The following is a 24,692-nucleotide window of genomic DNA, read 5'->3' on the forward strand; positions in this document are numbered from 1 at the left end:
TGCTAAATTTATTAGCAAATTACAATTCAATCAGTTTATTTTTTATGCTATACAAAACCAGCCCTACGCGGCTTTTGATCTGGAGTTTTTCAAAAAGCTGGTCGCGATAGCTATCAACGGTGCGCACGCTGATGTTCATGGTTTCGGCAATTTCTTTATAAGTAAGTTCGGTACCGGTAAGACGAAGGAACTCGATCTCGCGGGGATTAAGCTTTATGTTTTCTAACTTACTGTTAAAGTTAGTGATCAGATGACGGGTTACAAACTCGGGGTAATAAAGCTCTCCCTGCGCAACTTTCAAAAGGGCGTCTTCAACTTCATGCGGCTCCGAATCTTTAAGCAGGTAGCCTTTTACACCCATTTTTACCATGATCAGCACCTTTTCGGCATCTTCGAACATGGATAAAATAATAATCCTGACACCGGGATGTTTGGCCCGCAGCACCTGTGCAGCTTCAACCCCATCCATAACCGGCATGCTGATATCCAACAGTATAATATCAGGGACTATGCCTTTGCTTATCGTATCAATTAGTTCCTGACCGTTTGCGGCCTCAAATAGTATATTGTATCTTTTAAAATTGGTGACAAGAGCAGCCATACCGCTCCTGAAGAGTTTATGATCATCAACTAAGGCTATTTGAATGGGTTCCTTTAGCATAAATTTGTTGTACCAGGGGATTGAACGACAATTTTATCTGGCAACCCTTACCAGGCGAGCTGGCAATAATTACGTCCGCGCCTACTAAAGCTGCCCTGTTTTCAATGTTCCGCAATCCCGAACCGCCCTTATTATCAACCTTTTCGGTATTGAAACCAGCACCATCATCTTCGATGAGCAAATTAAACATTTGTGCAGTATAATACAAACCGATTTTAAGGTTAGCTGCCTTAGCGTATTTCAAAGTATTATTTACCGCTTCCTGGAAGATCCGGAATATCACCAGTTCGCGCTGCTCGCCTAAACTATATACATCACCTTCAACGGCAAAAATAACATTGATGATACCGCTGCGGGTTAAACGTTCGGTTTCGGTTTCGAGGGTTTTTATAAGCCCCTGTGAGCTGATATGCTCAAAGCTCATGCTTTTTGAAAGGTGCCTCAAATCATTAATGGTTTGCGAAACCAGTTCGCGGTTCTCATTTACACGGGCTTTTTTTTCATCATCAAGGCTATTGTTAAGCAGGCCCAGGTTCAATTTCACAAATGATAAAACCTGTGTAATGTTATCATGGATCTCACGGCTTATATCGTTAAGCGTTTGCTCCTGAATCTCTATCTGCGTTTTAAGCATTTCCTGCTTAAATGAGGCCTTTAGGTTTTCGCGCTCAAGCAGGTTTTTGTTCTGCTTTTTTTGGTACATGAGCATAAAGCTAACCATGAACACCCCTAACAGAAGCAATAAAGCAGTACCCGCTATTATTATGAGGATAAATTGTTCTTCCTGAAAAAGCATATAAAGGAAAATGAAAATAGGCCGTATAGCATTAATGAGTTAAGATCTAACAATGTCATTGCTATCAGATAAAAATGATAATTGTTTTTATACACCATGAAGCTGAAACAAGAGTAATAAAATGTCATTGCCAAATAATAGAAAAAAATCCCCGTTATCGCCAAAAACGGGGGGTGTGATATTAATTCTATGTATTCGTCATTATCATCATTCAATAATCTATAGTAATAATCACAAACAAGCCAAAGGCCAAATATATTCTGTATAACTATCGCGATAGTTGCTCTATGCCAAAAACCCTGAATGAGAAATATATCAATAAGCGTTAACCCAACAATAACACCCGCAGCTATATATACAAACTTTTTTCGTTTTGTCCGATCATCAAATGACATGATGAACATTGTATAACAAATAAACTCCAGTATGTCATTGAAGTTATTACACCAGGCGTTGGTATGGTTAATAATAAGCAGTTGAAAAATAGCCGGATAATTATAAAATACCCCAAAAGCTAAGAAAGGCAAAAACCATTTAAAATTTTTGTCAAGCGACTTATATGTGAATATACAACATATAAAAGCCACTACAAACATCACATAATAAAGGGAATCAAGCATGAACGCTAAAATAATATATAATAGCATTCATGCAGCTTACAAATTTATCAGGATTGACATGTCGGCGGGCAATCCTTGCTTGATTTTAAAGCAGCTAACCCACTTACCGCCAGGCTTGCCACATCATCACTCTGTATAGCATCTATATGCTGATCCACACCTTTCCCTGCCACTGTACCAACTATGGCAACCGATGTTTGATGCGGTGCATTTTTATGATCCGCATCATGCACTCCAAAATGTATCCTCACTCCAGTAGCTTCCGGCGGCAGATTATTAATAAACTCCTTCAGTTTGTCTATCGGGAGCCATGTAGATTCGGTATCATTAACCTCATGATGTTTGTCAATAACCGCTTTTCGGGTTTGCTTATAGCGGGCTACCATTTCCCTGGCTGTTTTTAAGTCAATAGGTTCCATATAATTTAGGGTGTCTTTAAATCAGGCCTAATCTAACTAATTATAATAAAACAACCTATCCGTTATTTCACTGTATTACATCCCGTTTAAACACGGTAAAAGTAACTGTCAACTTAAAACACAATACACTATATCATACGTTAAAAAGTCATGCGTAAGTTTTTACAAAAACTGTTAACTAAGCCGGTTACCCGGTTGGCCGACAGGCTCTCGTCACGACCGGATAAGAAGCGGGTTAACAGATCATTGAACCGGTTATACAAAAGCCTGCTAACCGGGTCGGGTAAAAAAGGCCTTTTAATACCCTTTGATGCAGAAAAAGGTAAATTCATTATCTTTTCTGATCAACACAAGGGCGCCCGTGATGATATGGACATTTTCGCCCTCGCCGAGAAGAACTACCTTACAGCACTTGATTATTACTACAGCCAACAATTTTTCTACATCAATCTTGGCGACAGCGAGGAGCTTTGGGAAAACTTATTCATCACCATAAAAAAGCACAACAAAGCCACATTTGAAAGCGAAAAACGGTTCATACAACGTAAAGAATTCATGAAAATATTTGGCAATCATGATCTGTTTTGGGACAATGACCCTTTAGCGGCAGTTGGATTAAAGCAAATTTATGATGAAGTAATTAAGATCTATGAAGGAGCGGTACTACAAACAACCGTTAATGATAAACCACTGAATATATTCATGACGCATGGCCACCAGGGCGATTTGCAAAGCGATGGCAACTGGTTCAGTAAATGGTTTGTATCCAATGTATGGGCACCTTTCCAGGCATATCTGAAGGTTAATATTAATACCCCGGCAAATAACGACTTGCTCAAAACAGATCATAACCGCATTATGTATGAATGGAGCCAGAGGCAAAAAAACACGCTGCTAATAACCGGGCACACACATCAACCGGTATTCAGGTCATTAACCCATCTCGAAAAACTGTATAACGATATCGCGAAAGCAAGGAAAGCCGGAGACGATAACCTGGCCGATGAACTAAATAAACAGATCGTTAATCGGCAAGTGAAGGGTGATGTGGCTCCCGATTTTAGCGCATGCAACCCAAGCTATTTCAATAGCGGTTGCTGTTGTTATGATGACGGCGATATAACAGGCATTGAAATCTCAGACGGCCACATCCGCCTCGTAAAATGGGAATACAACAAGCTAAATCAAAGTGAACGAATAGTATTGGAGGAATGTGGTTTGGAGGAACTATTTTAAGGTGAAGGTAAAAGGCGAAAGGTAAAAAATCAGACAGCAGAAAAATCCGACCAATCCTCCAATCCTAAAAATCATGGTTCAGAAAAATCATCGTAATCAAAAAAATCAGCGGTCACCCTTCCAGCATAAAAACAAAAAGCTCTTTAGGGCCGTGGGCGCCTAATACCAGAGTTTTTTCAATGTCAGCAGTACGGCTTGGGCCGGTTACCGTGCTGATCATAGATGGCAGTTGGTTGCCATATTTGGTTTTGATGAGTTTAAAACCATCTTTTAAGTCCATAACCATTTGCGAAGTATAAGCCAGTACAATATGCACCGATGGATAGATGCTTAACCTGCGGCCGGCCATATTACCGTTTGAAAGCAGGATGCTTCCGTTACGGGCAATCAAAGCCTCGCAAAGAGTAAAACCAACTTCGGCTTGTTCAAAGTCTTTATCGGTTTCGTAGTGCGGGTATTCAAACTGGTTCAGGATCTCCTGCAACTTAGGTTCCCAGCAGTAAATTTTGTGCCATTTACGTTCTTCGGCAAGGGTAAGCAGGTTTTCAATAAATTGCAGCTCATCCTCACAAAAAACAAACTGGCCTGCTACCTTGGTAAACTGTTCGGCGAAGACTACCTCGGGCATTTCATCCGTTGCAGGATAAAGGGGCTGGTCTTCCAGTTGAGGGTATGGGTTATCCCTTTTCTCCAAAAGTGCTTTCCTGATTTTTTTAAGCAGTTTTTCTTTTGATGTAGTGATATCCCTCATGGCTAAAAAAGAAAAGCCACCAGCTTTGCCGGTGGCTTTGTATTATAATTTAAAAATTAAAGTTTCGGATCTTCGCTTTCTATTCTTGAAAGTTCAGGATTAGTCAGCGAGTCTGGAATAGCATTGTTATCCACATCCGGATTTAACGCGGCTTCACCGTTTACAAACTTATCATAAGTTGTGCGCTCGTCAAACGGACGCTTACCCAAAATTTCTTCCAGATCACTTTGGAAAAGAACTTCTTTTTCCAATAGTTTCTGAGCTATCTTTTCAAGGCCATCACGTTTAGCATTCAGCAAGTCTTTGGTTTTTTGATAAACCACATCAACCAGCTTTCGTACTTCAGCGTCAATCATTTCGGCAGTAGTATCTGAGTATGGTTTGTTAAACTGGTACTCGCCCTGCGGATCATAGAATGATACATTACCAACACTATCGTTCATACCATAAATTTTGGTCATGGCATAAGCAAGTTTGGTGATACGCTCCAAATCGCTCAGTGCACCGGTAGAAATTTTACCGAAAACGATATCCTCCGCAACACGACCGCCCATAGATACACTCATTTCGTCAAGCAATTGCTCGGTAGTGTACAAAAACTGCTCTTTTGGCAGATATTGGGCATAACCTAACGCAGCGACGCCACGAGGCACAATTGATACCTTAACCAAAGGATCGGCATGTTCAAGGAACCAGCCTGCAATAGCGTGACCAGCTTCGTGGTAAGCAACAATGCGTTTCTCTTCAGGAGAGATGATCTTGTTTTTCTTTTCTAAACCACCAATAACACGGTCGATAGCATCCTGGAAATCGGTCATATCAACCGACTCCTTGTTTTTACGGGCAGCAATCAGCGCAGCCTCATTACAAACGTTGGCAATTTCAGCACCGGCAAAACCAGGGGTTTGTGCCGATAATTTCTTGGCATCAACACCATCAGATAATTTAATTGGTTTCAGGTGAACTTTGAAAATTTGCTCACGACCAATCAAATCCGGTTTATCGATAGATACCTGCCTGTCGAAACGTCCCGGACGCAATAACGCTGAATCCAGTACATCAGGGCGGTTAGTTGCAGCCAAGATGATGATACCCGAATCGGTACCGAAACCATCCATTTCAACCAGCAATTGGTTCAGGGTGTTTTCGCGCTCATCATTACCGCCTACGATATTATTTTTACCACGGGCACGACCGATAGCATCAATTTCATCAATAAATATGATACAAGGAGCTTTGTCTTTAGCCTGGCGGAACAAATCACGTACACGTGATGCACCTACACCTACAAACATCTCCACAAAGTCTGATCCTGAAAGCGAGAAGAAAGGTACCTGCGCCTCGCCTGCAACAGCTTTGGCCAATAAGGTTTTACCGGTACCTGGCGAACCTACCAATAGCGCGCCTTTAGGAATTTTACCACCCAGGTTAGTATATTTCTTCGGATTTTTAAGGAAATCAACAATTTCCATTACCTCTTGTTTGGCTTCTTCCAAACCGGCAACATCATTAAATGTAACGGTTACCTGGGCTTCTTTATCAAACAGGGTAGCTTTTGATTTACCGATGTTAAAGATTTGGCCGCCCGGACCACCGCCCGAACCACCGCTCATCCTGCGCATGATAAAGATCCACACGCCGGCAAACAATATCACCATGATAACACCTTGTACCAACCAGTTTGATAACAGGCTTTCATGTCCCTGTTCAAATTGTAAAGATACTTTTTGATCATCAGGTACATCTTTTTGAGCATCGGCGATAGACTTTTTCAGGCTTTCATAAGAGGCATCTGTAAAAGTAAACTGCGGACCGCTGTTGGTACTGGTATTAAAAAAGTTTTTTTCTTTAGAGGTGTTATTAACAAAATATGGTTTTGACAAACTTTGCTGTTTAATGTAAACATCGGCCATTACCAGGTCACCGCTTTTATAAGCTACAATTTTTTGAACATCATTTGTACGAAGCATGTTTGCTTCAAATTCCTGGAAAGTAACCGGTTTGCCCGATCCGCCGTTTAACAAGGCCGGAATCAGTAAAAAGGCCAAAATAACAATACCATATAGCCACATGATATTGAACTTGGGCGGTTTTGGCGAGGGCTTCTTGTTCACAATTTTACGGATAGGTCTTGGATTTTCTGATTTAGAATCTTTAATATCTTTCATTTCTTTTTACGAGCTCAAACTTACAATCTATAATTTAAATTTTACGCGGTAACAGTAAGACTATGCGTTGAGCCTTTTTGTGACGGATGTTTATGCACTTTTATAATATTTAATATCTGCATCGCCCCACAAATCTTCCACTCCATAAAACTCACGTTTATCGGTCCTGAACACATGGATCACAACATCCACATAATCAAGCAATATCCACTCGCCATGCTCAATTCCCTCTTTGCGCCAGGGCTCGGCTTGGGTGGCTTTGAAAATTTCATCCTCAATGCTATTTGCTATAGCTTTTACCTGTGTCGACGAATCAGCATGACAGATCACGAAATAATCTGATACCGAACTGAATATATTACGAAGGTCTAACCTAATAATATCATTGCCTTTTTTTTCCTGGATACCATGTATTGCCAACTCTGAAATATAGGCAGATTCACTTAACACTTTGTTTTTTACCATCAAAAAGAATTAGTTTTGAACGTTTTTGAGTATAAAATTATTACACTTTGCAAAATAACATATTTTCAGGATTATTTGTTGGTCAAAATTTAGTAACAATTAAACAAGTTGACTCAACAAATAGTTTTCTTAAAAATCTACTGTCAAATTCCAAGCCAGTACCCGAAGGTACGGTCATTATGGCAGAAGAGCAATACGCCGGCCGGGGCCAGCAACAAAATACCTGGCATAGCGAACCCGGAAAAAACCTTACGTTCAGCCTTTTATTAAAACCCCATTTTTTACCTGTTGATGCCCAGTTTGATTTGAACCGCGCGGTAAGTTTAGGGGTGTATGATGCCCTGCATCTATTATTAGGTGATGAGCTAAAAATAAAATGGCCTAATGACATTTACTATGCCGACAGGAAACTGGGTGGCATGCTCATCGAAAATACTATACAGGGCGGGCAGCTCAAAGACTCGGTTATTGGCATAGGATTGAACATAAACCAGGAAAATTTTCCGCCCGGCGCCTCAAATGCCACCTCTGTAAAACAAATCTTACAAAAGGATTATGATTTAACACTGTTATTATCGGAAATTTGCAAAAAGCTTGAAGTATACTACCTGAAACTGAAGGCCGGACAAATTGATTTTGTAAGGAATACTTACTTAAGCCGACTATACTGGTTAAACGAGGTTAAAAGTTTTGAGTCAAACAGCGAGCAGTTCAATGGCATTGTAAAAAATGTACTGCCAAATGGCTTGCTGGTTATTGAAGATACTAACGGACAGCAATTAGAGTTTAACCTTAAAGAATTGAAATTTTTTAATAAATAATAAAGTAAAGCACAAATGAAGAAACTATTGGTATTGGTAACCGCGCTTATCATCAGCGTTGGCGCTTACGCTCAGATCGAATCGCCGGTGAGGTGGTCATACGCGGCAAAAAAGGTAAATGAAAAAGAAGCTGTAGTATTTTTAAAAGCAACGATACAAAGCGGCTGGCACATTTACTCACAAACCGTAAAAGACGGCGGCCCAATAAAAACTTCATTTGATTTTACCCCATCAAAATTATATGCTGCCGTTGGCAAAACTACCGAGCCTACGCCGGTAACCAAATACGAAAAATCATTCAGCATGAATGTAAGCTATTTTGAAAAGGAAGTTGTTTTTAGCCAAAAAATCAGTTTAAAATCGCCCAAAGCAACAGCAGTTACTGGCAAACTAACCTACATGACCTGTAACGATATGAAATGCCTGCCACCGGAAGATGTTGATTTCACTATCCCTTTAGGTAAATAATTCAGCACACCTTAACAGTAGTCATGAAATTATTAAATAAAGGTGCTTACCTGCGCGCCGGGCTTATCACATTAATTACCCTCATTATTTTTAACATAACCGGAGCAAACCCTGCTTATGCTGTGCAAAAAAAAGCAGCCGACACTTCTGTGTCAGCTGCCGATGTTACATTTACGGATATTCCCACTGCTGCCGATAGCTTAGCTATCAGGAAAAAGCAAGCCGATTCGGTAAAAAAGGCAGAAGCGGCAAAGGCATCAAAAGCGCCTGCTGCTGCTTCAAAAACAGCAGAAAAGCCAAAATCACTTTGGCAAATCTTTATTGAGGGGTTACTTGGCGGTTTCACCGCGGTAATTTTGCCATGTATTTATCCTTTACTGCCCTTAACCGTAAGCTTTTTTACCAAAAAAAGCGGCAGCAAGAGCAAAGCTGTTATGCAATCGCTTATATATGGGGTATCAATCATTGTAATTTATGTTACGTTAGGTTTGCTGATTTCTATCATTTTTGGCTCGGACGCGCTTAATGAACTGGCCACGAATGGCATATTTAATATATTCTTCTTTCTGCTGCTCATTGTTTTTGGTATTTCCTTTTTGGGCGCGTTTGAAATCACACTACCAAGTTCGCTGGCCAATAAGCTGGATGCAAATTCGGATAAAGGTGGCCTTGCAGGCATCTTCTTTATGGCTTCAACATTGGTTGTTGTTTCGTTTTCCTGTACAGGCCCTATTATAGGAACATTGCTGGTTGATGCAGCCTCAAAAGGTGATCGCCTTGGCCCGGCAATGGGCATGTTCGGCTTTTCTCTGGCTTTAGCACTGCCCTTTACCATATTCGCTTTATTCCCTTCGGCACTGAAAACCCTGCCTAAATCGGGCGGATGGCTTAATAGCGTTAAAGTTGTATTGGGTTTCCTTGAACTGGCATTTGCTTTGAAGTTTTTATCAAACGTTGATTTGGCTTATCACTGGAACTGGTTTGACCGGGAAATATTTTTATCGTTGTGGATAGCCATTGGCTTACTGATCGGGCTTTACCTGATTGGCAAGATCAAGTTTTCGCATGATAGCGATGTAAAATTCCTTACTATTCCGCGCACGTTCCTGGCTATAATCGTATTTGCGTTTGTTATTTATATGATCCCGGGCTTGTGGGGTGCGCCTTTAAAATCCATTAGTGCGTTTTTACCTCCGGAGGCTACCCAGGATTTTAACCTGTCAGCTATTCCTGATGGTTCTGGTTCATCAACAGCAAGTCCATCAGCGGCCATACCCGCGAGCATTGGCGAACGCAAGTATGCTGCCAACTATACCCGCATCAAAACCAAAGGGTTGGATGCATGGTATGATTATGATCAAGCTTTACAGGTATCAAAGGCCCTGCATAAACCGATACTCATTGACTTTACTGGCTTTAACTGTGTTAACTGCCGTAAAATGGAAGCCAACGTATGGTCAGATCCGCAGGTGTTTAGCCGCATTAAAAATGATTTTGTGCTGTTGCAACTGGTTGTTGATGACAAAGCCGAGTTACCGGCTGCCGAACAATTCACATCAAAATATAGTGGCAAGAAAATCACAACCCTGGGCGGTAAATGGAGCGATTTAGAAGCGGGTACTTTCAATGCAAATTCTCAACCGTTATATGTAATGCTCGACAGCAATGGCAACCTACTTAAAGATGCGTCAGGTGCAGAAATTGCACCGTCACCTGCAAATTATGACATAGCCAGCTATCTTAAATTTTTAGACAGTGGCATAGCCGCTTACAAAAAATAGAGATCGGGTTAAAAAAATAAGTGTAAATTCGCGCAAAATTCAAATTCCGCGTTTTATTGGTTAGGCGCGGCGTTTGAATAATGAACAATATTTACAACCCTAATTAGTTATGAATAGGTTAGCCTGTTCATAACAAAACAAAAAAATGACTCAGATCAAAAATATCGGCGTTTTTACTTCAGGTGGTGATGCCCCCGGAATGAATGCTGCCATAAGGGCGGTGGTACGTGCCGCCATGTATTACGGAATTGAAGTCACGGGGATCCGCCGTGGTTACGACGGCATGGGCAAAGGTGATTTTTTTACCATGAACCGTAAATCCGTTTCAAACATCATCCAGCGTGGTGGTACAATCCTTAAAACTGCAAGGTGTGATGAGTTCAGAACCCCCGAAGGTCGTAAGGCAGCATATGAGCACCTGGTAAAAAATAAAGTTGACGCATTGGTAGCCATTGGCGGCGATGGTACTTTTACCGGCGCTAAAGTTTTTGGCAGCGAATATGATATTCCGGTGGTTGGCCTACCAGGTACAATTGACAATGACCTTGTAGGCACCGATTTTACCATTGGTTACGATACCGCCATTAACACTGTTGTTGACGCTGTTGACAAGATCAGGGATACTGCAGAATCACACGACCGTTTATTTATTGTTGAAGTAATGGGCCGCGACTCGGGCCTTATCGCTTTACGTACCGGTATTGCTACCGGTGCCGAGGCTATCCTGATCCCCGAAAGCAAAACCGGGCTCGAAGGTTTGTTAAACCGCCTTGAATTTGGCCGTAAAGATAAAACATCGCGTATAGTAATTGTTGCCGAGGGTGAAGATGCGGGGGGCGCGTTTGAAGTGGGCAGGTTAGTGCAGGAAAAGTTCCCTAATTATGATACCCGGATCTCTATTTTAGGTCACATACAACGCGGCGGTGCGCCAAGCTGTATGGACAGGGTATTGGCAAGCCGTGTCGGCGCTGCCGCAGTTGAAGCTTTAAGAGATGGGCACCGCAACGAAATGATAGGCCTTATCAATGGTGAAATTGCTTATACCCCGTTTGAGCATGCTATTAAACACCACCAGGGCATTGATCCAAACATGATTAAACTGGTTGAAATGCTTTCTATGTAATTTAAGCTAAAACGATAAATAAAAACAGCCCCGTCTTAATCAAGCCGGGGCTATTTTATTTGGCAATAGTACTGTCAACAACAAGCCTTATCGCTGTATCAATTTCAGCACTCACAGTAAACAGGTGCGCTATGATCTCCTTGTTTTCGGGGTTAAAAAAATCTTCATGGTCCATTAAGCTGATAAGCCCAAGCATGCTTGCCACAGGCCGGCGCAGCTCGTGCGAGCTTAAAGAAGCAACATTTCTTAAACGATCGTTCTGACTCACGAGTTCTTTCTGTATTTTGAGCCTTTCGGTAATATCATGACCAAAACAACCTGCACCTATTATATCGCCTGCAGCGGTGTAAATAGGATTAAAATTAACTTCATAATACAAACGCTGCCCATTTACCGGATCGATGCTTTCACTGATAATATCATACCTTTCTCCGCTTAAAGCACGGTTATAGTAAACAGTCCAGTCGTCAATTAATTGCTTGCCAAAGCCCTGATGTTTATAGGAGTATTCACCTTTAAAAGGTTTTTGGCCCGTTAAATGAGTCACCTGCTCAACATAGGCCTGGTTCATGTACAAATAACGCAACTCCTTATCAACCGACCAGATATGGTCACGGGTATTATTGATCAATGCTTCAAGGCTGTCTTTCATATGCAAAGCCTCTTCCCGCATTTGCATTTGAGATGTAATGTCCCTGCCTATGCCCTGTATTTCAACTACCATTCCGTTATCGTCGGCGATGGATACAAACTCCCATTCGGTATCATGCAGGCTCCCATTTTTAGCAGGCTTTTTGTGAGCGAGCCTGACGATCTTGCCGGGATTATTAATACATTCCACAAAAGCCTCCTGGCACAGCTGCGCATCTTCCGGAATGGTTGTTTTTGAAAAGTGATGACCTACTATGTCAGCCTCATCATAACCGAAGGTTTTAAAAAACCTGCGGTTAGCAAAGCTAAATCTGCCATTAATATCTATCCGTACCAGGAAATTTGTTTGCGAATCAATAAGCGAATTGAGGAACTGCTCGCTTAGCCCGGGTTTGATAAAAGGGATCGGGGTACGTACACCTTCCAGGGCAGAGGTAATGTTACTTAATATGATTTTATGACTGGTGAGCCCATCAGTAGCAAGTGTCCGTTTTTCGGTTAGCTGCTTTTGGCTGGCCTCCAGGTGATAAGTTATTTGGATCGACTCGTTCATAGCAAGCCCTTCAGTAAGTTGCTTTACACCGGCAAACGTTTCACCTTTTACCAGTCCAATCAAAAAATCAACATTTTGACGAAGGTGATCAGCGCCTACTTCAAAAAGGCTGTAAAAGCTTTCACTTACAAACAGGTATTTCTGTTCATCGATATCAAAAACAATTGTACAATTTCCGGTTGCAGCCGGGTTTGGGTTAAACATATAAAAAAGCTGTGAATACTTAAAGATATGGCTATTTACATGATAAACAAACAACTACAATAATTTCGCTGCAACTTCCTTCCAGGTATTTACCCGCTCATAGTCGGTAAGCATCATGTTATGCGGTGAGGTATACAGGATCTTCCGGCCATTAAAGGTGGCGAAGTTTTTGATCCGGTCATCTATCATGATATCCGCGTCCAAAATCTTGTGCCCGCAAAAAATAATGTTTGTCCACGAAATAAATGGAAAATGTTCTTCCAGCCATTCCTGCTTATCCTCCAGCGAGTACTTGAACTCCATAGCAGCCGATGCTATGTACACATCGTACTTTTCGTGCAGGGCCTTCACTACTTCCTGTGCATCCGGCATTACCGGGATATCCCTGAAAAAGCCCCGTTCATTAATATAAACCCGCAAGGTTTCGCTTAAGTGCGGCGGCAGGATCTCCCTAAACTCCTTACCTTCCATATTGCCCAGGCTTATTTCTTCGCCATGCCGTTCTTTATACATACTGATGAATTTGCCAATGGTATCGGCAATAACTTCATCCATATCAATAGCTATCCGTATTTTTCTGTTAATGCTCATGGCGGGTAAGTTCCGATTTTTTTAAATTATTGCAATGTTAAGTTTAAAAAACAGCTGAATAAACCAAATCATGCCCTGCAAAAACAACCATTCAGCAGTCAACCCAATCAACCATTCACTTCAACCATAAATAATTAATTATCAACCATTTTTAATTATGATAAAAATTAATACCTTTGCATCCCCGCAGAAAGAACTCCGGGGATAATGTTGAATACATAAAAATTTACAATGGCAACTAAGATCAGACTACAAAGACACGGTAAAAAAGGCAAACCTTTTTATTACATCGTAGTAGCAGACTCACGCGCTCCACGTGATGGACGCTTCATTGAGCGTTTAGGTTCATACAACCCAAACACCAACCCCGCAACTATTGACATCAATTTCGACAAAACTTTAGATTGGGTTAACAACGGTGCCCAGCCTACCGATACTTGTCGTGCTATCCTTTCATACAAAGGTGTGCTGTACAAAAAACACTTACAAGGCGGTGTTAAAAAAGGTGCTTTAACCGAAGAGCAACTTGAAACTAAATTTGCTGAGTGGCTTGACCAGAAAGACAGCAAAATCACCGGTAAAAAAACCAGCCTTAATGTTGCTAAAGACGAAGCCCGTAAAGCCGCTTTAGCTGCCGAAGCTAAAAAGAGCGAAGAAAAAGCTGCTGCTATTGCTGCTAAAAACGCTCCTGTTGCCGAAGAAGAAGCTCCTGCAGAAGATGCAGCAACTGAAGAAACTGAAAGCGCAGAATAATTTTGAAAAAAGCGTACAGAACGCAGGAAAAGTAATTTATCTTGAATCTATACGTTTGATTTCTTAAATCCGAATAATGGCGAGGCAAACAGCTTCGCCATTATTGTTTAATTATATTTTTAAATGAAAACCGAAGAGCATTTCAGGATAGGCAGCGTCCTAAAAACCAAAGGCTTAAAGGGCGAGCTACAGATCTACGTTGATTTTGATGGCATTGAAGCCATTAAATTTAACGCGGTGTTTATTGACATTGCGGGTAAAATGATCCCTTATTTTGTATCATCAATAAAGTACCTGCAAAAAAACAACGCCTACTTAAACCTGGAAGATGTTGATACCATTGAAAAAGCATCAACCCTGGTAAAGCGGGATATCTACCTGCCAGGTAAGCTAAAACCTAAAAAGAAAAAGAGCGAATTTACCCTGAATGACGTGGAAGGCTTTATTGCTATAGATGAAACCCACGGTGAACTGGGCGAAATATTATCGGTGCAGGAATATCCCCAGCAATTGATAGCCACAGTTCAATACAAAAATAAGGAAGTACTTTTCCCGCTTAACTTAGAGATCATTAAAGGTATTGATGTTGAAGGCGGTGAGATTTACATTGACCTGCCCGAAGGGTTGCTGGATATTTACCTGGACGGTTAAGTTTGAGAGTAAAGGCTTTTAGATTAAAGAAATAAGATTCCCTCATGCCCGTCTCACGGGCATTTTTTTTTAACGGAATTTTAAAAAATACTTGTCAAAAATATTTGACATTTGTAAAGTTTATTTTACTTTTGGTAAGCCAAACTTTACAATTATGAAATCACGCTTTTTATTTCCGCATTATTGTCGGCTAATCGGTTACTTGTGTTTTGTCATAGATATATTAAAAGCCGTTGCTTTAAAATTTATTTATCCCCAGGGCTTCGCCCAAACAGGAGATACTCCCAATATCTGGATGAATATCACAAACGACTTTAATATTATCATCGTTATCATCGGATTATTGCTTATAGCTTTCTCCAAAGAAAAAGATGAAGATGAGCATATTTCACAGCTGCGATTGGACTCATTACAATGGGCGATATATGTAAACTATTGCCTTTTTCTGATCTTAGTCGTTTTGATACATGGCTTTAAATTTCTCGAAATTGTAGCCTACAATGTCATTACTCCTTTGATATTCTTTATCATCCGGTTTAGATGGAAGGTTTTTTTATTAAATAGAAGCCTCGCAAAAGAATCAAATTAAACTATACTTGATTCAATAAGAAAAATTCAGAATACAGCCATCCTGTGTTTCGAGCAAACTTTACAATCATGAAATCACACTTCTTATTTCCGCACTGGTTTAGATATTTGGGACTTGCACTTTTCCTGATCCATATCCCCATCGTAATGTTTAAAAAAGAGATGGGCTTTAGCATGCATGAAGAACCTGTAAGCGACGACCTGTTTAACAGCCATCATATCTTTTTCATGACTACCACACTGCTCATGGCCATAGGTTTATTCTTTATCGCTTTCGCAAAAGAACGCATTGAAGACGAACAGATCTTTAAACTCCGGCTCGACTCATTGCAATGGGCCATTTATGTAAATTATATACTTTTGGTTGTGAGTTTAATATTAAGTAAAGACACCGAACATATTTTGTTTTTAAATTTATTGGTACCGCTTGTGTTTTTCATTGTGCGTTTCAGGTGGAAAATTTTTCAGAACAACCGCCTCATCAATAAGGAAGAGGGGCAGGCATGAAAAATAACATTAGGGTTGAGCGCGCCATCAAAAACATAACCCAGGCCGAGCTTGCAGAGCTTATCGGGGTGTCGCGGCAAACCATCAATACCATCGAAAGCAACAGGTACGTGCCATCTACCGTGCTGGCTTTAAAAATAGCCCGTGTATTTGGCAAACCTGTTGAAGATATTTTTTCGTTAGACGAAGAGGATTAATTAAACCAATATAACCATGGCAACAAAACCAAGCTTCGCACCGCAGTTAGCCATTCCGCATGGTGTAACCGATATCAGCTTTTACATTAAAGCTTTGGGCGCGGTAGAACTCAGGCGTTTTAGCAATGATGATGGCAGCATCCATGTATCGGAGCTTTCGATAGACGGAACTATTTTTCACCTGCATGAAGAAACCGAACGAACGGCTGTGCTTTGCCCCGATACTACAAAGGCTACCACTGTAACCATCGGTCTTTTTGTTGATGATGTGCATGCTGTGATGGAAGCTGCGAGGCAGGCAGGCGCAACAATAGCTTCGGAAGTAACAGATTGGGACTATGGTTACCGCCAGGGTGACTTTATTGACCCTTTCGGGCATCGGTGGATGATTGAGAAGGTTATTTAAACAAAATACTTTTATAAACCATGTCATTGCGAGCGTAGCGCGGCAACCGCACGGAAGCATAGCCGCCCTGTATAGCATGCGATTGCCACGTCGTTTCTCCTCGCAATGACATAATTTTTGCGTAGATTTTAAAACTTTAACCCAATAACCCCATGGCAAAGCAACCCACCTACGGCAACGGCAAAATATGTTATATCGAGATTCCAGCTACTGATATCAGCATATCCACAAAGTTTTTTGAAACTGTTTTCGGCTGGCACATCCGTACGGATAATCACGGCTCCGCCTCGTTTGATGACGGGGTAAGCGAAGTAAGCGGTATGTGGGTAACAGGTCGCGAACCGATGGGCAAAGCAGGGTTGCTGATCTCTATTATGGTTGATGATGCAGAAGCAACACTTAAGCTGATAGAGGCTAATGGAGGTATCATTGTTCAACCAATTGGCAAGGATTTCCCGGAAATTACCGCACATTTTACTGACCCGGCGGGTAATTTATGGGGAATTTATCAGCATAGAGGATAGTCATTGAAGCAAGATTGCACGACTCAGGAATCAAGACAATTTCGGAGAGAGGACATTTTTCAGTAATCTTGCATCCTGATTCTTTTATCCTGAGTCTGAAGAAAATATGCGTTTCGATATCATCTCTGTATTGCCCAGTTTGCTTGAAAGCCCTTTTGCACATTCTATTTTACAGCGTGCACAGAAAAAGGGGATTTCTGAAATTGTTGTTCATAACCTGAGGGATTATGCCACCAATAAGCAAAAAAGCGTGGATGATTATCCTTACGGTGGAGGCAGCGGTATGGTGATGACCATTCCACCTTTTGCGGCATGCATCGAAAAGCTAAAATCAGAGCGTGATTATGACGAGATCATCTTCATGTCGCCCGATGGCGAAACCCTCAATCAGGCTATCGCTAACCAGCTTTCCATCAAAAAAAATATCATTATCCTTTGCGGTCATTACAAAGGTATCGATCAACGCATCCGCGACATTTACGTTACCCGCGAGATCTCGATAGGCGATTACGTACTTTCGGGCGGGGAACTGCCCGCCGCCGTACTGGTTGATGCCGTAGTAAGGCTAATCCCCGGCGTGTTGAGTGATGAAACATCCGCATTATCTGATTCATTCCAGGATGACCTTCTGGATGCCCCTGTTTATACCCGTCCGGCCGACTGGAACGGGCACAAGGTCCCCGAGATCCTTTTAGGAGGTAATACTCCCGAAATAGAAAAATGGCGCCACGAGCAGGCATTAGAGCGCACAAAAGCACGACGGCCGGATCTTTTGGATAAAGATTAAACAGCCGTTTCTTTAAACTTAAGGCTCATTTTTGGAAGTTTATCAATAGTACAGGCTATCCAAAAAAGCAGTATCGGCACCACAACGTCTAATTGCCTCACGTAAGCACTTGCAAAGCCGCTAAGCAAAAAGTAAACCGTAAAAAGCAGCATTGTTAGCTTAACCGGATAGATGATCTGCTTTCGGTTAATTACACTTATAACTAAACATATAACGGAAGCCCACAAAAGCAAGGATCCCGTAATAATGTTACTTATTGTTTGAGTAACCTGGTAGGTATATGAATAAGGAAAATCAAAAAGCATTCGCGAGATGTTGTAGAAGTAATTTTTTACAAATTTTTTAGGTGCGGATTTAATATTCCTGATTGCCGCTTTTTTAAAAAGCTCATCCTGCTCAACACCTTGATGCGCCATGATAAAAGATATCTCTTTGGCATGATTTGCTTGCAGCAGCGAATCGCCTTCGGTTGATTTAAACGGCATCGGGAGTATGGAGTTAGACAGATAGGGAGCCTTCCAGTCGCCATATTCCAAATCATAAGGCGAACTCATCCAGTACAAACTCATCCCTCCGGAATTTCCCCAGTAAAAAATCTTTCCGGTAAGGTGTTGGGTATAGGAAAGATAAGGTACCGTGGTAAGCAAGGCTATAGCGAAGATATATACCGCATTAATACAAGATATTCTTATCGCCTTTATGATACTTAACAGCAAACAGATAATCAAACAAAGTAATATTACATAACCGAAAATGATTTTGGTTAAGGCCAGGAAACCAATCAGAAAACCTGAAAGTACAAGGTACCTTGTTTTACGTTTCACATAATACAAGGTGATGCTGTATACAATACTTACTATTAAAAATGAAGTAAAAACCTCGGTATAAATAGCGGGTAAAAACTGGTAAAGATTAATATAAAATGCCCATATAACGGCAAATAGCATCGCCAGTTTTTCCTTAACCACATAACGCAGGGCCTGATTAAAAAACACTACCGACAGGTAAAAGAAAAGCGCGTTTAATAAGGAATACCAAATAAGTGGCAAATGCAAGGCGGCACAAGGCATGAGTACAACAGGATAACCCGGACCACTCCATAAATTGATATCAGGCGCGGGGGGCGAATAAAAACCATGAATTAAGTTAGATGCAAAACCTACGTACCTGGGCTCATCGCCATACAACACAGGATATTTAAATTTCAATACACGATAAACGTAATAAACAAGGAACGGTGAAAACAGGAAATAGGGGTTTTGCTTTACATTAAAACGCATATGATATGGCATGTATCAATGATACCAATTTATAGCCTATCTCCGGATATAATTATTCAAAATTCAACGCTTTGTTAAAAGGCAACCATAAACACTCGCACTCTGCAGCGATACGCTCATCAATTTTGCATTTAACCAGCTTTTAATTGGACTGATCTACACACTTATAGCTTACTTCACCGAGAAGAGACCCGTGCTGGGAATTATTGAAAAATAAAAAGCCGATTTATGGCATTACGAAATATACGATGATTCGAAATGCCTTATCAATCTTAACCCTTTTACGCTGCAAACAAGAAAAGCAGCAGGATAAACGATCATCAATGCGCCGAAGGACGGCGCGCTGAAAAACCTAACCAGATAGCTAACAATAAAAATTGCATTGACAATTATTGAGAAAACCCACCCAACCGGGTTGAGGACATTGTCTGTGTTAGTCGTCTGTCGATAGTAAATATATTGCAATGCTATACCAGATAACATTAAGCTTAGGACTATCCAATCGTAAATATTTCTAAAAGAGTTTTGTTCCAACTTATTAAAGGTGATAAAAATAACGCCTCCCGCAATAACTGTTGGTATAAGGTTGATAAAGAATAACCACCTGGCAATATTGGAGGCTCTTGCAATAATTGAATCAATTGAGTTGCGCATGTCAGGCTTGGTTAGCATTGGCAATTTAATCAAAAACATGAGTTTAATAACATCGCCAAAGCGGCAATAGGTTTAACATTGCTGTCCAATTTTAAAAAGGGGTGGTTAACCCACGCAAACATCCCCTTATCTTTGCTAAAACCACAACCTACTGTTAATAAAAAAACTAAATGTGGAAATTTTTAAATTTGGCTTTCTTTTATTGAAAATAATCCCTATACTTGCAATCCGATTTTTACGGGCTAAAAATCGCATTAAGAGCTTAAAATCATGGATTTAGTAAAATTTGTTGAAGAGCAATCAGTAGAAAAAAAGCAGCTTCCATCCTTCAAAGCTGGTGATACTGTAAGTGTTCACTATAAAATCAGAGAAGGAAATAAAGAACGCGTTCAGGTTTACCAAGGTGTTGTTATTCAGCGTAACAGCGTTGGTGTAAGCGAAACTTTTACTGTGCGTAAAGTATCAAATGGCATTGGCGTTGAGCGTATCTTCCCTGTTAACTCTCCAAACATCGACAAGATCGAAGTTAACAGCGTTGGTAAAGTTCGTCGTTCTAAACTATACTACCTGCGTGCCCTTACTGGTAAAGCAGCTCGTATCAAATCAAAACGCGTTTAATTTACCCAACCGCTTAGCGGTATATAAAAGATTAAAAGGCCTTTCTGAAATAATTTCGGTAAGGCCTTTTGCTATGTGATGTTTTTTGAAAAACGATCCTCTTAATCTGTTGATTTTCAAACACGAAGGCAAAGGCAAGCTATCAAAGTAAACTACCGCGGGTTTGTAACCCTTGGTGAACCATGGCTTAAGCTTTCAGTTTCAACGATATCGAATCACAGATTACGCTGCCACTAAACCTGCGACAGTGCAACACCCATAAAAACCACGTCAATTGCGAGGTACGAAGCAATCCCCAACTTTACAGAGCGAATTTGCATAGCCGCTATACTAATAGAGGATTGCTTCTTACCTCGCAATGACGCATTTTAAATAGCTTTTCGAAAAAGCACAAAAAAAGCAGATGAGTTCCCCATCTGCCTTTCTTTATATAAAACGTACGCTAATTATTCGCTATCCGCTTCCTTTGCCGCATCACCACTATCAACTTTTTTAGCTTTTGATGCTGTTTTTTTCTTAACAGGTTTCTCTGCGGCGCTTTCTTCCACTGCCGGATTTTCAGCTGTCTCAGGATGATCAACTACCAGTGACGGAGCAGGAGTAATACTGTTCATAGTAGGTGTTTCCTCTACCAAAACGGCTGGCTCAACTGGAGCAGCAGGCGGCTCAGGAACAACAATTGCATCAGGCTTTGCAGCTTCTTTTACAGGCTCCGGATCAACCAGCTCAGCCAAAACCGTACGACCGCCTTTTACTACATCGCCAATATTTACCAGGATCTTAGTACCCAGCGGCAGGAAAACATCCACTCTCGAGCCAAACTTAATAAAACCGAACTGTTGGCCCTGCTCAACAATATCCCCTTGTTTAACATACCAAACTATGCGGCGGGCCAGTGCACCGGCTATCTGCCTGAACAATACAGTTACACCTTTGCTGTTTTCAATAGCTATAGTTGTACGTTCGTTCTCGGTTGATGATTTAGGATGCCAGGCCACCAGGTATTTACCTTTATGGTATTTAAAATAACTTACCACACCTGCAATAGGGTTACGGTTCACGTGCACATTAACCGGCGACATGAAAACCGATAATTGAATACGTTTATCTTTTAAAAATTCGGTTTCTTCAGTTTCTTCAATCACTACAACCTTGCCATCGGCAGGGCAAAGGATAGTATTTTCGGCGGTTTCAATATCAAAGAATGGACTGCGGAAAAACTGCAGGATGATCAAAAATAAAGCACCCGAAAAAATATAAACTATCCATTTCAGCGTATGCGCAGTTGGCATGTAAAACTGGATGAGCGCATTTAAAACAAAAATGAACAGGATAGTAATAGCGAGTGAGGTATAGCCTTCTTTATGTATGGTCATTATTTATTGTGTTTAATACAAAACTACTAATTTGAAATTAAGTACAGGTATGCATATACAATTGGCGCGGCCATCAGCAAGCCGTCAAACCTGTCGAGCAGGCCGCCATGGCCTGGTAATATGCCCCCCGAATCTTTTACGTTAAGGCTGCGCTTGAACATGGATTCAACCAGATCACCCATGGTACCAAAGTTTGAGATGATAAGCGACATAATGATCCAGTCAAAACAATTGTATTCTGTATAAAAACGGCTCAAAATATATGCCGCCAAAGCGCAGATCAGGATGCCCCCGATAAAGCCTTCCCATGATTTTTTAGGCGAATGTCTTTCAAACAACTTGTTACGGCCAAATTTGCTGCCCACCAGGTAAGCCCCGGTATCATTGCTCCACAGCATAATTAAAAAGCCAAGCGGCACGTGAAAGTTAAAAACACCATCTCCCCGCGTAAAAGCCATGGCATGGAAAAACATGAACGGCACAACAGCCATCAGCAAACCCAAATAAGTGAAGCCAATATTAGTGAATGGCGCGGTAGATTTTTTATATAACTCGCCTATCGGAATAAAGCTAAGCAGTATGGGCAGCAGGATAATATATTTATATGCCGAGAAATAGCAGTTAGCCGCAAAAAAGAAGAACATGATTACGCCGGCAAGTGCCCCAGTAAAACGCTCGGGCTGCATACCGCCCTGTTTAACCAGCTTGTAAAACTCCAGCAAGCAAAACAGGCTCAATAACAGGTAAAAAACACTAAATACATACGGGCCTAACAAATTAGACCCGATCATTACGATAATAAAAAATAAGCCAGTGATGGCGCGTTGTTTCATATATTAATTTGATTGAGGATCATGATCTCAATAGCCTTACTAAAATCCTCCTGGTGAATGTAAACTTCTATTTCGCCAAAGCTCCGGTGCGATGAATCCTGTTTATTCAGCAAAACGGTATCAATATGATTCCCGGTAAGCATTTGCTTAACAATTTCTGATTGGTAAAAATTAGTTGAAGTAAAAATTTTGACCCAGTTTTTTTCCATTTAACTCAACAGCGGGCTTTTTCCTTTAGCAGTATTTCTGTACATAAAAAGCAAAATTAAAATAATTATCAGGCTTAATGCATAGCTCTGGTAATTAAAAACGTGCTGATCGTTAGGATCAAGCGTAATGCGCTTTTGCGAATACAGATACAGGATCACAACCTGGGTGGCATTATTTAAAAAATGCGCCCAAACACTTGTCCAGATACTGCCGCTCCACATTACAAAATAGCCAAAAAACACGCCCAGCGCCACACGCGGTAAAAAGGTAAAAAACTCCATATGAAAAGCACTGAAAAGGATAGCCGTGATCCAGATAGCTGCATGCGGATTTCCTGTCCACCGGATCATGATGGTTTGCAAACACCCCCTGAATAAAAACTCTTCGGCAATGGCAGTTAACAACCCAACTACTAAAACCGCAAAAAGCATGTCGGATATGGTCTTCATTTGAAGCATGGCTTCGGTGGCTTTTTGGGCCTGGGCCTCCATTGCGCGCAACGCATCTTCCAAACTTTTTAATGGGGCCGGCAAAACCAGTTTCTGGTTAACATTTACTAATACCTCCATAACCGGGGATGAACAGATCATGATAGAGAGGATCAGCAATAACAGCACCGGTGGAAATTTGGGGGTAATCTTCAAATAATCTACAGGTTCCCTTACTATAAAGCGCGCAAAAATTACAGGGGCAAGATATAAGGGCAACGTAGTACTGATGATTTGCAACGTCCATAAAGCGGCACCAACATGCGGATTTCGGGTATTAAAAGTAAATGTATCCGTAAGTGTTTGTGATCCGAATATTACCCCGATAATCCCGGCAGCTATTAAACCGCACACAATCAGCATCCCTATAGTTAGCGCAATCAGTATTATAAATTGTAAAAACGGCGTTATTTGACTTCCCTGTGGCTGAGGGCTTTGATATGAGGCTTTTATCATTCGATGTAAAATTCGTATTTTTGCAGGCTAAAGATAAGGATGTCTGTACAAATAGGAAATATTGATTTAGGGGAGTTCCCGCTGCTGCTGGCGCCGATGGAGGATGTGAGTGATCCGCCCTTCCGCTATGTGTGTAAGCAAAACGGCGCGGATATGATGTATACAGAGTTTATTTCAAGCGAAGGCCTTATCCGCGATGCGGCAAAAAGCAGGCAAAAGCTGGATATTTTTGAATACGAAAGGCCTATCGGCATCCAGATCTTCGGCAGTGATATTGACCACATGCGCGAAGCTACCGAAATAGCTACGCTGGCCAATCCCGATTTAATGGATATTAATTATGGCTGCCCGGTAAAACAGGTGGCCTGCCGCGGTGCCGGCGCAAGCCTTTTACAGGATATTGATAAAATGGTAGCCATGACCAAAGCGGTTGTTGAGGCCACACATTTACCGGTAACCGTAAAAACCCGCCTGGGCTGGGACGATAACACTAAAAATGTTTACGAAGTTGCCGAACGCCTGCAGGATGTGGGGATCAAGGCACTTACTATACACGGCCGTACCCGCTCGCAGATGTATAAAGGCGAAGCCGATTGGTCGTTGATCAGAGATATCAAAAAAAATCCGCGGATAAAAATCCCCATTTTCGGCAATGGCGACATCGATTCGCCCGAAAAGGCCGCCGCGTGGCGTATGGAATATGAGGTTGACGGCATGATGATCGGTCGTGCCGCGATTGGTTATCCATGGATTTTTCGTGAAGTAAAGCATTATTTTAAAACCGGCGAATACCTGGATAAGCCAACAATTGCCGAGCGCGTTGCAGCCTGCCGGGCCCATTTATACAAATCAATAGAGTGGAAAGGCCCTAAAACGGGCATTTTCGAGATGCGCAGGCATTACTCTAACTACTTTAAAGGGATAGATCATTTCAAAGAGTTCAGGATGCGTTTTGTTACCGCCCCTGATCTTGAAGCAGTTGACCAGATTTTGGCCGAGATCGAAGAAAAATATGCCATCGAAATGGCTTAATATTTGCTCCCTTTCCATATATTT

The 24,692-nt window shown here is 41.3% G+C and carries 27 protein-coding genes and 1 pseudogene; 15 read left to right on the forward strand and 13 right to left on the reverse strand.

The features are described from left to right. Positions 1-19: 19 nt before the first annotated feature. The 3 genes from IEX80_RS17425 to IEX80_RS17435 all read right to left on the reverse strand — a co-directional run bounded on the left by IEX80_RS17425 (position 20) and on the right by IEX80_RS17435 (position 2,496). Positions 20-661 carry a response regulator transcription factor gene (locus IEX80_RS17425; RefSeq protein WP_188833621.1) on the reverse strand — a complete coding sequence of 214 codons (642 nt, stop codon included), beginning with the start codon at positions 659-661 and terminating at the stop codon, positions 20-22. After that, on the reverse strand, positions 627-1,457 hold the full coding sequence (locus IEX80_RS17430) for a sensor histidine kinase (protein ID WP_188833622.1): 831 nt from the start codon (positions 1,455-1,457) through the stop codon (positions 627-629). The genes IEX80_RS17425 and IEX80_RS17430 overlap by 35 nt, the downstream gene beginning before the upstream one ends. Positions 1,458-2,124: 667 nt before the next feature. Further along, on the reverse strand, positions 2,125-2,496 hold the full coding sequence (locus tag IEX80_RS17435) for a hypothetical protein (RefSeq protein WP_176625840.1): 372 nt from the start codon (positions 2,494-2,496) through the stop codon (positions 2,125-2,127). A gap of 150 nt (positions 2,497-2,646) precedes the next feature. Between IEX80_RS17435 and IEX80_RS17440 the strand changes: the two genes are divergently transcribed. After that, a complete protein-coding gene (locus IEX80_RS17440) occupies positions 2,647-3,732 on the forward strand; it encodes a metallophosphoesterase (RefSeq protein WP_188833623.1) in 1,086 nt (361 codons plus the stop codon). 112 nt (positions 3,733-3,844) lie between these two features. Here IEX80_RS17440 and IEX80_RS17445 read toward each other — a convergent pair whose 3' ends face one another. The 3 genes from IEX80_RS17445 to rsfS form a co-directional block, all read right to left on the reverse strand. After that, positions 3,845-4,483, reverse strand: coding sequence for a LutC/YkgG family protein (locus IEX80_RS17445; RefSeq protein ID WP_188833624.1), 639 nt, complete (start codon positions 4,481-4,483; stop codon positions 3,845-3,847). Positions 4,484-4,539: 56 nt separating this feature from the next. Further along, positions 4,540-6,651: an ATP-dependent zinc metalloprotease FtsH gene (gene ftsH, locus IEX80_RS17450; protein WP_188833625.1), complete on the reverse strand. Its 2,112-nt coding sequence runs from the start codon at positions 6,649-6,651 to the stop codon at positions 4,540-4,542. A gap of 90 nt (positions 6,652-6,741) precedes the next feature. After that, positions 6,742-7,116 carry a ribosome silencing factor gene (gene rsfS / locus IEX80_RS17455; protein WP_176625848.1) on the reverse strand — a complete coding sequence of 125 codons (375 nt, stop codon included), beginning with the start codon at positions 7,114-7,116 and terminating at the stop codon, positions 6,742-6,744. 47 nt (positions 7,117-7,163) lie between these two features. Between rsfS and IEX80_RS17460 the strand changes: the two genes are divergently transcribed. The 4 genes from IEX80_RS17460 to pfkA all read left to right on the forward strand — a co-directional run bounded on the left by IEX80_RS17460 (position 7,164) and on the right by pfkA (position 11,309). Next, complete coding sequence (locus IEX80_RS17460) at positions 7,164-7,937, forward strand: biotin--[acetyl-CoA-carboxylase] ligase (RefSeq protein WP_188833626.1); 774 nt, start codon at positions 7,164-7,166, stop codon at positions 7,935-7,937. Positions 7,938-7,952: 15 nt separating this feature from the next. Further along, positions 7,953-8,405 (forward strand): protein-disulfide reductase DsbD domain-containing protein, encoded by a 453-nt coding sequence (locus IEX80_RS17465; protein ID WP_188833627.1) that lies wholly within the window; start codon positions 7,953-7,955, stop codon positions 8,403-8,405. 23 nt (positions 8,406-8,428) lie between these two features. After that, positions 8,429-10,186, forward strand: a complete 1,758-nt coding sequence (locus IEX80_RS17470) for a protein-disulfide reductase DsbD family protein (RefSeq protein WP_188833628.1) — start codon at positions 8,429-8,431, stop codon at positions 10,184-10,186. A 145-nt stretch (positions 10,187-10,331) separates the two neighbouring features. Beyond that, complete coding sequence (gene pfkA / locus IEX80_RS17475; RefSeq protein WP_090532241.1) at positions 10,332-11,309, forward strand: 6-phosphofructokinase; 978 nt, start codon at positions 10,332-10,334, stop codon at positions 11,307-11,309. Positions 11,310-11,364: 55 nt separating this feature from the next. On the opposite strand, the gene IEX80_RS17480 is transcribed toward pfkA, so the two are convergent. Together IEX80_RS17480 and IEX80_RS17485 are read right to left on the reverse strand one after the other, a co-directional pair. Then, positions 11,365-12,717 carry a PAS domain S-box protein gene (locus tag IEX80_RS17480; RefSeq protein ID WP_188833629.1) on the reverse strand — a complete coding sequence of 451 codons (1,353 nt, stop codon included), beginning with the start codon at positions 12,715-12,717 and terminating at the stop codon, positions 11,365-11,367. Between the two features lie 54 nt (positions 12,718-12,771). Further along, on the reverse strand, positions 12,772-13,308 hold the full coding sequence (locus IEX80_RS17485) for a 5' nucleotidase, NT5C type (protein ID WP_188833630.1): 537 nt from the start codon (positions 13,306-13,308) through the stop codon (positions 12,772-12,774). Between the two features lie 231 nt (positions 13,309-13,539). On the opposite strand from IEX80_RS17485, the gene IEX80_RS17490 reads away from it, so the two are divergent. From IEX80_RS17490 to trmD, 8 genes are all read left to right on the forward strand, one after another. Further along, a complete protein-coding gene (locus IEX80_RS17490; protein WP_090532249.1) occupies positions 13,540-14,061 on the forward strand; it encodes a 30S ribosomal protein S16 in 522 nt (173 codons plus the stop codon). Positions 14,062-14,184: 123 nt separating this feature from the next. Further along, entirely contained in the window at positions 14,185-14,712 is a 528-nt protein-coding gene (gene rimM, locus IEX80_RS17495) for a ribosome maturation factor RimM (protein WP_090532251.1), read from the forward strand. 154 nt (positions 14,713-14,866) lie between these two features. Continuing rightward, positions 14,867-15,301: a hypothetical protein gene (locus IEX80_RS17500; RefSeq protein ID WP_090532254.1), complete on the forward strand. Its 435-nt coding sequence runs from the start codon at positions 14,867-14,869 to the stop codon at positions 15,299-15,301. Between the two features lie 68 nt (positions 15,302-15,369). Next, the gene (locus tag IEX80_RS17505; protein WP_090532257.1) at positions 15,370-15,807 is read left to right on the forward strand and encodes a hypothetical protein; all 438 of its coding nucleotides are present in this window, start codon (positions 15,370-15,372) and stop codon (positions 15,805-15,807) included. Beyond that, positions 15,804-16,004: a helix-turn-helix transcriptional regulator gene (locus IEX80_RS17510; protein ID WP_090532259.1), complete on the forward strand. Its 201-nt coding sequence runs from the start codon at positions 15,804-15,806 to the stop codon at positions 16,002-16,004. Before IEX80_RS17505 ends, IEX80_RS17510 begins: the two co-directional genes overlap by 4 nt. A 16-nt stretch (positions 16,005-16,020) precedes the next feature. Further along, entirely contained in the window at positions 16,021-16,410 is a 390-nt protein-coding gene (locus IEX80_RS17515) for a VOC family protein (protein WP_090532262.1), read from the forward strand. A gap of 152 nt (positions 16,411-16,562) precedes the next feature. Continuing rightward, positions 16,563-16,934: a VOC family protein gene (locus tag IEX80_RS17520; RefSeq protein ID WP_188833631.1), complete on the forward strand. Its 372-nt coding sequence runs from the start codon at positions 16,563-16,565 to the stop codon at positions 16,932-16,934. Between the two features lie 106 nt (positions 16,935-17,040). Beyond that, positions 17,041-17,721 (forward strand): tRNA (guanosine(37)-N1)-methyltransferase TrmD, encoded by a 681-nt coding sequence (gene trmD, locus IEX80_RS17525; RefSeq protein WP_090532266.1) that lies wholly within the window; start codon positions 17,041-17,043, stop codon positions 17,719-17,721. Here the strand turns inward: trmD and IEX80_RS17530 are convergent. Then, positions 17,718-19,001, reverse strand: a complete 1,284-nt coding sequence (locus tag IEX80_RS17530) for a glycosyltransferase family protein (protein ID WP_188833632.1) — start codon at positions 18,999-19,001, stop codon at positions 17,718-17,720. The two genes, trmD and IEX80_RS17530, sit on opposite strands and share 4 nt — an antisense overlap. Before the next feature lie 924 nt (positions 19,002-19,925). Here IEX80_RS17530 and rplS point away from each other — a divergent pair. Further along, positions 19,926-20,273, forward strand: a complete 348-nt coding sequence (rplS, locus tag IEX80_RS17535; protein ID WP_090532282.1) for a 50S ribosomal protein L19 — start codon at positions 19,926-19,928, stop codon at positions 20,271-20,273. A 722-nt stretch (positions 20,274-20,995) separates the two neighbouring features. Here the strand turns inward: rplS and IEX80_RS17540 are convergent. From IEX80_RS17540 to IEX80_RS17555, 4 genes and pseudogenes are all read right to left on the reverse strand, one after another. Continuing rightward, positions 20,996-21,649, reverse strand: a pseudogene (locus IEX80_RS17540) (phosphatidylserine decarboxylase family protein); the annotation flags it as partial. Between the two features lie 26 nt (positions 21,650-21,675). Beyond that, complete coding sequence (locus tag IEX80_RS17545) at positions 21,676-22,482, reverse strand: phosphatidate cytidylyltransferase (protein WP_188833633.1); 807 nt, start codon at positions 22,480-22,482, stop codon at positions 21,676-21,678. Next, the gene (locus tag IEX80_RS17550; RefSeq protein WP_090532286.1) at positions 22,479-22,691 is read right to left on the reverse strand and encodes a putative signal transducing protein; all 213 of its coding nucleotides are present in this window, start codon (positions 22,689-22,691) and stop codon (positions 22,479-22,481) included. Before IEX80_RS17550 ends, IEX80_RS17545 begins: the two co-directional genes overlap by 4 nt. Beyond that, entirely contained in the window at positions 22,692-23,636 is a 945-nt protein-coding gene (locus IEX80_RS17555) for a CPBP family intramembrane glutamic endopeptidase (protein WP_090532289.1), read from the reverse strand. Positions 23,637-23,675: 39 nt separating this feature from the next. Here IEX80_RS17555 and dusB point away from each other — a divergent pair, with 39 nt between their 5' ends. After that, positions 23,676-24,668, forward strand: a complete 993-nt coding sequence (gene dusB, locus IEX80_RS17560) for a tRNA dihydrouridine synthase DusB (protein ID WP_188833634.1) — start codon at positions 23,676-23,678, stop codon at positions 24,666-24,668. Positions 24,669-24,692 lie beyond the last annotated feature (24 nt).

This window comes from Mucilaginibacter rubeus (genome assembly GCF_014643835.1).
GTDB lineage: Bacteria > Bacteroidota > Bacteroidia > Sphingobacteriales > Sphingobacteriaceae > Mucilaginibacter > Mucilaginibacter rubeus.

Excerpts from the sequence above, each read along its gene's own strand:
- IEX80_RS17425 (WP_188833621.1), bottom strand. The coding sequence starts at position 661 with ATGCTAAAGGAACCCATTCAAATAGCCTTAGTTGATGATCATAAACTC.
- IEX80_RS17430 (WP_188833622.1), bottom strand. The coding sequence starts at position 1,457 with ATGCTTTTTCAGGAAGAACAATTTATCCTCATAATAATAGCGGGTACT.
- IEX80_RS17435 (WP_176625840.1), bottom strand. The coding sequence starts at position 2,496 with ATGGAACCTATTGACTTAAAAACAGCCAGGGAAATGGTAGCCCGCTAT.
- IEX80_RS17440 (WP_188833623.1), top strand. The coding sequence starts at position 2,647 with ATGCGTAAGTTTTTACAAAAACTGTTAACTAAGCCGGTTACCCGGTTG.
- IEX80_RS17445 (WP_188833624.1), bottom strand. The coding sequence starts at position 4,483 with ATGAGGGATATCACTACATCAAAAGAAAAACTGCTTAAAAAAATCAGG.
- ftsH (WP_188833625.1), bottom strand. The coding sequence starts at position 6,651 with ATGAAAGATATTAAAGATTCTAAATCAGAAAATCCAAGACCTATCCGT.
- rsfS (WP_176625848.1), bottom strand. The coding sequence starts at position 7,116 with ATGGTAAAAAACAAAGTGTTAAGTGAATCTGCCTATATTTCAGAGTTG.
- IEX80_RS17465 (WP_188833627.1), top strand. The coding sequence starts at position 7,953 with ATGAAGAAACTATTGGTATTGGTAACCGCGCTTATCATCAGCGTTGGC.
- IEX80_RS17470 (WP_188833628.1), top strand. The coding sequence starts at position 8,429 with ATGAAATTATTAAATAAAGGTGCTTACCTGCGCGCCGGGCTTATCACA.
- pfkA (WP_090532241.1), top strand. The coding sequence starts at position 10,332 with ATGACTCAGATCAAAAATATCGGCGTTTTTACTTCAGGTGGTGATGCC.
- IEX80_RS17480 (WP_188833629.1), bottom strand. The coding sequence starts at position 12,717 with ATGTTTAACCCAAACCCGGCTGCAACCGGAAATTGTACAATTGTTTTT.
- IEX80_RS17485 (WP_188833630.1), bottom strand. The coding sequence starts at position 13,308 with ATGAGCATTAACAGAAAAATACGGATAGCTATTGATATGGATGAAGTT.
- IEX80_RS17490 (WP_090532249.1), top strand. The coding sequence starts at position 13,540 with ATGGCAACTAAGATCAGACTACAAAGACACGGTAAAAAAGGCAAACCT.
- rimM (WP_090532251.1), top strand. The coding sequence starts at position 14,185 with ATGAAAACCGAAGAGCATTTCAGGATAGGCAGCGTCCTAAAAACCAAA.
- IEX80_RS17500 (WP_090532254.1), top strand. The coding sequence starts at position 14,867 with ATGAAATCACGCTTTTTATTTCCGCATTATTGTCGGCTAATCGGTTAC.
- IEX80_RS17505 (WP_090532257.1), top strand. The coding sequence starts at position 15,370 with ATGAAATCACACTTCTTATTTCCGCACTGGTTTAGATATTTGGGACTT.
- IEX80_RS17510 (WP_090532259.1), top strand. The coding sequence starts at position 15,804 with ATGAAAAATAACATTAGGGTTGAGCGCGCCATCAAAAACATAACCCAG.
- IEX80_RS17515 (WP_090532262.1), top strand. The coding sequence starts at position 16,021 with ATGGCAACAAAACCAAGCTTCGCACCGCAGTTAGCCATTCCGCATGGT.
- IEX80_RS17520 (WP_188833631.1), top strand. The coding sequence starts at position 16,563 with ATGGCAAAGCAACCCACCTACGGCAACGGCAAAATATGTTATATCGAG.
- trmD (WP_090532266.1), top strand. The coding sequence starts at position 17,041 with ATGCGTTTCGATATCATCTCTGTATTGCCCAGTTTGCTTGAAAGCCCT.
- IEX80_RS17530 (WP_188833632.1), bottom strand. The coding sequence starts at position 19,001 with ATGCGTTTTAATGTAAAGCAAAACCCCTATTTCCTGTTTTCACCGTTC.
- rplS (WP_090532282.1), top strand. The coding sequence starts at position 19,926 with ATGGATTTAGTAAAATTTGTTGAAGAGCAATCAGTAGAAAAAAAGCAG.
- IEX80_RS17545 (WP_188833633.1), bottom strand. The coding sequence starts at position 22,482 with ATGAAACAACGCGCCATCACTGGCTTATTTTTTATTATCGTAATGATC.
- IEX80_RS17550 (WP_090532286.1), bottom strand. The coding sequence starts at position 22,691 with ATGGAAAAAAACTGGGTCAAAATTTTTACTTCAACTAATTTTTACCAA.
- IEX80_RS17555 (WP_090532289.1), bottom strand. The coding sequence starts at position 23,636 with ATGATAAAAGCCTCATATCAAAGCCCTCAGCCACAGGGAAGTCAAATA.
- dusB (WP_188833634.1), top strand. The coding sequence starts at position 23,676 with ATGTCTGTACAAATAGGAAATATTGATTTAGGGGAGTTCCCGCTGCTG.